8 protein-coding genes are annotated in these 6,645 nt (G+C 30.6%); 5 read left to right on the top strand and 3 right to left on the bottom strand.

Features of this window, described 5'->3' with window-relative positions; translation table 11 throughout:
* Positions 1 to 466: 466 nt before the first annotated feature.
* The gene (locus tag V7014_RS24525) at positions 467 to 733 is read right to left on the bottom strand and encodes a hypothetical protein (protein WP_335511288.1); all 267 of its coding nucleotides are present in this window, start codon (positions 731 to 733) and stop codon (positions 467 to 469) included.
* 266 nt (positions 734 to 999) lie between these two features.
* Here V7014_RS24525 and V7014_RS24520 point away from each other — a divergent pair, with 266 nt between their 5' ends.
* The 3 genes from V7014_RS24520 to V7014_RS24510 all read left to right on the top strand — a co-directional run bounded on the left by V7014_RS24520 (position 1,000) and on the right by V7014_RS24510 (position 2,853).
* Complete coding sequence (locus V7014_RS24520; protein ID WP_335511285.1) at positions 1,000 to 1,575, top strand: hypothetical protein; 576 nt, start codon at positions 1,000 to 1,002, stop codon at positions 1,573 to 1,575.
* 191 nt (positions 1,576 to 1,766) lie between these two features.
* On the top strand, positions 1,767 to 2,345 hold the full coding sequence (locus tag V7014_RS24515) for a hypothetical protein (RefSeq protein ID WP_335511283.1): 579 nt from the start codon (positions 1,767 to 1,769) through the stop codon (positions 2,343 to 2,345).
* 25 nt (positions 2,346 to 2,370) lie between these two features.
* On the top strand, positions 2,371 to 2,853 hold the full coding sequence (locus tag V7014_RS24510; protein ID WP_335511281.1) for a DedA family protein: 483 nt from the start codon (positions 2,371 to 2,373) through the stop codon (positions 2,851 to 2,853).
* Between the two features lie 110 nt (positions 2,854 to 2,963).
* Here the strand turns inward: V7014_RS24510 and V7014_RS24505 are convergent, their stop codons facing one another.
* Positions 2,964 to 3,536 carry a DinB/UmuC family translesion DNA polymerase gene (locus V7014_RS24505; protein ID WP_335511279.1) on the bottom strand — a complete coding sequence of 191 codons (573 nt, stop codon included), beginning with the start codon at positions 3,534 to 3,536 and terminating at the stop codon, positions 2,964 to 2,966.
* A gap of 551 nt (positions 3,537 to 4,087) precedes the next feature.
* On the opposite strand from V7014_RS24505, the gene V7014_RS24500 reads away from it, so the two are divergent.
* Both V7014_RS24500 and V7014_RS24495 read left to right on the top strand, forming a co-directional pair.
* On the top strand, positions 4,088 to 4,423 hold the full coding sequence (locus V7014_RS24500) for a DUF3969 family protein (protein WP_335511277.1): 336 nt from the start codon (positions 4,088 to 4,090) through the stop codon (positions 4,421 to 4,423).
* Positions 4,424 to 5,081: 658 nt separating this feature from the next.
* On the top strand, positions 5,082 to 5,249 hold the full coding sequence (locus V7014_RS24495) for a hypothetical protein (RefSeq protein WP_335511274.1): 168 nt from the start codon (positions 5,082 to 5,084) through the stop codon (positions 5,247 to 5,249).
* A gap of 510 nt (positions 5,250 to 5,759) precedes the next feature.
* Here V7014_RS24495 and V7014_RS24490 read toward each other — a convergent pair.
* On the bottom strand, positions 5,760 to 5,981 hold the full coding sequence (locus tag V7014_RS24490) for a DUF3923 family protein (protein ID WP_335511272.1): 222 nt from the start codon (positions 5,979 to 5,981) through the stop codon (positions 5,760 to 5,762).
* Between the last annotated feature and the right edge of the window lie 664 nt (positions 5,982 to 6,645).

Genomic DNA, 6,645 nt, shown 5'->3' with positions numbered 1-6,645 from the left:
ATATGAATCATGATACTTGAGGGGGGAAGTTAGTACTTTTTCAAGTTTTATAAAAGTAAATTAATATAAAAACTCAATTTCATTAGTGATACTATGGTTTGATTTTTGGACAATTCCTCTTTTCTTTTAACTAATGATGTTATGATGATGGTACATAATGGAAAAGAGCGGAGGATTAAAATGTTAGGGAAAGAAACCAAGTTAACAGTTAATCAAAGGAGAATCATAAAAAGAATATTAACTATATCATCAGTAATATTTCTAGTTTTTTGTTTTATTTTAACTGTTGTATTTTTTGGACTGTTATATTTAGATTTGAACACACCTAATGATATTAATTATGAATATGAATAAAGGGGTAAAACTTATCCCTGATTAATAAATAAATTAATAAAAGTTGGGATTTAATAGATAAATAGGGTATCGACCAGATAATATCTAATCAATACCCACTATACATCAATGTTTAAGGTGCAAACTCCAGGAAGATTGCGAAATAGCTTAATGCAGCTAGTGGAAGTGTTGACATGTTTAACAGCAATGCAATCCATTTTCTCATTCCTTTTGATCCAATTAGCGAGAAGATGATTCCTAGAGGAGGTGAAATTAACATTGTCCATACAGCTATTGCTCCAAATGGTTGTTGGAGTCTTACATCGGAAAACATTATAAAAGCCAATGCAACAGATAAGATAAATAAGAAGTAAGCAGTAACATTATAGTATTTTTTCATCGTCGTAATTCCTTTCTAAATTTTTTCATTTAAAAGACGAATTGCTTGTTATAAAAGTTGCAATATTCATAATTAAGATAAACTGCTTAACAATTATGATCAAATAAATTCCTTATTTTATAGTTGATTTAGAGAACGAAAATGTCGTCAATGAAACCAAAGATGAATACAGAATTGGAAGAGAGATATTCACACCTGTTGATATTAGAATCACAGTATCGAATTTAAAGAAAGATGAGCTTTACGGAGATTATAATTACTCCTTTATGATGGCATTTGAACCCTTAATACCAGTTGGAGGCTCTACTACTGAATCCAAAGGGGTGCAAATAAGCACAAATAACCTGTCTCTTGTAGATGAGGAAGGCAATACATACGAAAATTTAACAGTTAATGCTGGTGATGGAATACTTATACCTGTGTTTTCAATTGATCTTGCAGAAGAGAGTCCTGAAAAGCAATTTTTTGAATACTATGTTGGTTTGCCAGAAAATATAGTTGGGGAAAAATTGGAAGTTCAACTGTCATCTGACGAAGGGGAACCTTTTATATTCAGTAACGAATTTGACGTATCGGAAAAAGAAGATTATGAAACAGAGATTAATGATGCTGGTGTAGAAGTTGCAACAGATGTTGACTTAATTAAAGAGGTAACAAAAGTTCTAGAAGAAAACCATCAAGGTGGTTTCAATCGACTTGAACTTATAGTTAAACCAGATTCTGAGAATCAATTTTATATAAATATATATACTCTCAACGAAAATAATGGCATGACTACAATGGATATGTATCCTTATAATAGATTGTATGATGCTGAAACAAAACAAATAATTAAGGAATAAAAAATATAAATATATTTTCCCTAGACATCTTGTCTAGGGTTTTTTTAAACAATAAAATTAGAAAACTATGTTGATAAAGGAATAATATTGAAAAATTTTGAAAAATGATGTAGATTTTTTAATAGGTATATAGGGAATTTGGAGAGGGTGAATATGAGCAGAACAGAAACCAAAAACGTTTTAAGAAGAGAATGGAAAAGATTGAGAAAAAACAAAGAAAGCAAGAAGAAGTTTACAGTTATGTAGAAGATAAATTTATTAAAGGATTTTATTCGGGTGAGACCGGTGGAAATAGAGATTTTAACCCAATAATAACATTACTTAAAGCTGTAATGTTTACTTTAATAGTACTACTAATAATAACTGGTATTCTGGTTATAATTGCTTCAGAAGATAAAATATCTAACTTAATTTCATTACTGATCCTCATAGCATTTGTTTTTATGATATTTGGTCTATTGAATCCATCTTTAGTTTTAAAAGGGTTCAGAAGAACAAGATGGAAGGTGCTTAAATATTATGGATTAACAATAATTGTTCTTGGTGTATTGTTAGGGGTAAATACTCCTATTACAACTGTTCCAACAGCAAAAGAAAATGAAAAGCAGATTCTTAATGTTGAAACTAAAAAGTCTGAAAATATAACTCATTATAAGAGTTCTGCTAAATCCATTCCATACATTGAGCTAGCAAGAAACATCGATAAATACAAATCCAAACGAGTGGTCTATAAAGGTAAAGTAGAATATATTTCCTCCAATTCCCTCTGAAATAATTTTAACTTTTGGAGGGTATATGACTTATCGAACCGGATTAAGCATTAGTGGAGTTATTTTCTTTTCAACGGTAGGTTCAGTAATAGGAGCAGTAATATTGTATTTTATAGGAAGATTAGTAGATGTTAAAAGACTTGAAAAAATTATTGATCGTTATGGAAAAATACTGCGTTTAAAAAAAGAAGATTTATATAAAGCGGATAATTGGTTTGATCGATATGGAACATGGACTGTGTTATTCTGCCGTTTAGTTCCGATTTTACGAAGTTTAATTTCAATACCTGCGGGAATGTCAAATATGAATTTTGCGAAGTTTATATTTTTAACAACAATTGGAACTTTGGTATGGAATACAGTTTTGGTATATTTAGGGTCAATTTTGGGTACTAATTGGAATGTTATTACATACTATATGGATATTTATTCTAATATAATCTTGTTAACTTTTATAATTTTAATAATAATATTAATAATATGGTATATGAAAAAACGTATAAAATAAGAGATAGGAGACATAATATAAATGTTCTCCTTATTTAGACATGAGACTCCTAAGTACGAAATTCTACAAAGCCCTTCCATTTGGATGGGCTTATTTTTGTTTTTATTTTATTATCCTTGATGTCCTCCAACCAGCCCATCCCTCATACGAGCAGTGCCTCCATTGGTATATGATGATGCTCTAAGAATTGCACTTTTCCCGTATTTATTTCTTATTCTATCTATAGTAGTATCTAAGGCTTCTTCTTTTTGTATTTTTTCTGTATCGGCAAAAAGATTAAGCTGCATATTCGTTTTAGACGAAATTTTCCCGACTGAGATAGCTATAGAATGTACAATTTGTCTGTGATATCTATTACGAAAGATATTAAGGCAGACTTCAGTAATTTTTGAAGTTAGATCAGTAGGAGTTTCCAATTTCATTTGCTGTGAAAATCCCTTTTCAAATTCATCCTTACTAAATCCGACAGATAAATGAACTACTTCACCTACAACCTTATGCTTCCGTAAACGTGCTGCAACATTGTCAGCCATCACACATATGACTACTTCAATTTCTTTAGCATCTTGGTAATCCCGTAATAGTACCTGGCTTTTTCCGTAACTTGTTTCTCTTGGGGGAACTTTTTCACTTAGTTTACTAAAATCGAAACCATTAGCGTGATAATATAGCTGTTCGCCCATAACACCTAACTTTTTCTTTTACAAATTCACATCATATTTCGCAAGGCCAGATACCGTACAGATACCCATTCTATTTAGCGTTCTTGCTGTGCGTGGGCCGATTCCCTACATATCGGTTCACTTTTTTTCCAAACGGATTTTGGAACATCTTCATAACTCCAATAAGCGATTCCATATTTCAAGACCAGTGGAAATTTGAATAGGTTCATAATTAGTAAAAGGAAGGATACTGTAATGAAGAAAAGGCTTTATACAGATTTTACAGGTTTAAATAGTTATCTTTCAAACAGATCATTTTATGTGTGGGTTGAATAAGATGTTAAAGAAAGTCATGTGATAATATTAGTCGATGAAACAAATATACGTGAAGATGATGAAGGGCTATTCACTGTTTTAAACCTATCAACAGCAAATATTAACTTTGAAATTAAAGAAAAGTGGATTATGCACAAAATAAAATCTTGAATTTAAGTGGAAATATTTCTTGGGAAAGCGCAGGATTAGTATTTGATGTGAAAGTTAAAAAAGGATGGAGTGTGAAATAATTTAGTATGTTAGAAATTAAAAATACTTTACTTAATTTGGCACAATTAGAGAAGTTAATTTTAGTAAATATCAGTGGTGTAGTAGAATGTTTAAGAAATAAATTGATAACTGTAGAACATGCTGAAAAAGCTATATTTAGCCCATATTCAATTGACTTATTAAAAAACAAAGGGATCTGCACTGAGATAATCGATCTTATTCATATGGGCATGGAACTTGAAGATATAGAAAGTTTAATGCCTGAAAAACTAGAAAGTAGTATTGCTGAAATAAAAAGTAAAACTAAATCACTACTAGAAAAAAGAAAAGAGGTTAGTTTTGAAGAAAATATCTTAAAATAACCATAGCTTGAGGCAGCTACGTCTTCCTCAAGTGATATAAAATTCCTATTTTACTGTATATTTTGAATTCACTTACCTTTTCAATGTATAATTTGTGTAAAATTGTTAAAAATCGGAGTGGATTATGGTGACTATTACATATACATTGAATAAGAATCAACCTGTATATGTATTTGTTAATGATGAAAGAATTGAGGAAGGTATTTAATTATTCACAGCCAATACACCAATCGAAGGAGCAGAAGAAGCAACAGCATGTGGAGTAGGATATTCTAAGGATAATGAATGGGGTATTAATGTTAAAGTAACATCAAGTAATTCCAGTAGGATTATTAATATTGACAGATGGGATTAAAAGAATAGAGGAAGTTTGTTCTTCCTCTATTCTACACAATGAATTTACCATTTTAATAATAAGAAAGCTATAATGTCTAAAAGTGATTTATCTTTTACTCTAGCTCTCTAGCTATTTTATTTACCTTAATAGATTGTTTAACCAGTCCTGAACATTTTATAGATTTATCTCTTTATAGTGGATTTTTGTTATTCTTGATAATGCTTACTTTATATTACATATTAATTTACATAATTTTATCTGGGATCAATTTTGTTGCAAATTAGATTAAAAAATAAATTAATCCATAAGGAAAAGGGGGGAATGACAAGAGATGAATTAGGTGAGTTGTTTGAACAATTAGACATAATACAAGAAGGACAAGATTTGTCATGTGGCTGTACGGAGTGTTATTGGAATCTTTGGAATCCACCTTTAAGAGTCCGTATTATTCAAGCGAAGCAGCAAAACAATGTGTTTCAGAAAGTTTAACAGATTTTAAGATGACACCAAATTCAATTGAATGTAAAGGGTACTGGAGTTAAGAAGAAGCTTGTGGGCGTTAGAAAGGTAGTATGACTAAATCATCAGATGAGCTTTTGGGTTTTTGATGAAGAAGGAAAATTATAGTGATTTCGTATTAGATATTGCTCAAGCTAGAGAAGATCGAGCAACTGAAATTCAGAATAAAGACCTCTGAATCTTTAATAAATAAATTAATTTAAAAATAGAGGATTATAAATGGTTGAAGCGCGTGTGTGAATAAATGGATACTTTTATTAAAGTATAAAACCAGCCAATAAAAGACTGGTTTTACAAAGGATGCGTTGTCTAGGAGGTTAGAGAAACTAACATTTTCATAATAAAATACAAATTTTACAAAATCATTAACATATTTTGAAATATTCATTAACAAAATTATTCGGAAACGTACTAGGAGATTGATTTTAGAGTAAACAAAAACACGAGGTCGATGAAACCTCGTGCAGATATTAGAGTTTACTATTGATTGTTCTCATTTTTCTTAACGAAGAACAATAAGATGAGTTGAATAATCACTATGGCTATAACGATTTCGCCATAGATTGTAAAAGACATCATTCTTACTTCAGGAGTTTGGATAACTCCAGCACCGTCAACTTGACGTAACCCTAAGAATAGCCCAAGTGCGCCCAAAATTACTATCCAGACAGCGTTGGTAATCCACCAAGTTTTCATTTTCATAATCAATTTCTCCCTTTTGTAACGTATGTAATTTTGTTCCAAATCAATCATATTACTTTGAAGAAACATTGTAAACACAAGAAACGATTAGTACTAGAAAGGTGGAACTCGCATGATTTACACAACCAAAAAACAATTATACTAACAGATAATCCCACTGAGATGAGAATAACATCTACTAATCATTAAGTAAAGCGGTCTGTCAAGCAGCATTGGAGTTAGTACCATCGGTTGAATCAGAAGAAATTGCTATGAGGAATTAAGCAAGATTACTTCTAAGCATGGAATTGGTGCTAGCGGCAAATAACATATAGAGGTGGCTTTTTACTTTAACTAGAAACCTCCTCCAATGACAGTTAGATTTATGGCTGATTCCAAGTTAAACGGGAGAGAATCTTATTATTGAAGTACCAGTTGAAGAAGTTGAATTATTATATGGATTTACTGAGTAATTTACCAGAAATAGTTTGAATCCAGACACGGTTACTACAGAAGAATATGATGTTGCTGAGAAGCTCTGTGATGAAATTATGTTTATTAATCTACGCAATGATCATAAACATAATTGTGTTATGTTAACTTTGTAAAATTTAATCTTATTATAAATCTACATAAACAATGTTCTGAATTTTCAATAGATAATAAAAAAAGGCCATTAAAGAAT

Origin of the sequence: Bacillus sp. JJ722 (assembly GCF_036963345.1) — a bacterium.
In the GTDB taxonomy this organism is placed as follows: domain Bacteria; phylum Bacillota; class Bacilli; order Bacillales; family DSM-1321; genus Bacillus_AD.
Note: the sequence above shows the minus strand (reverse complement) of the source record. Positions and strands in the feature narration are given on the sequence as shown.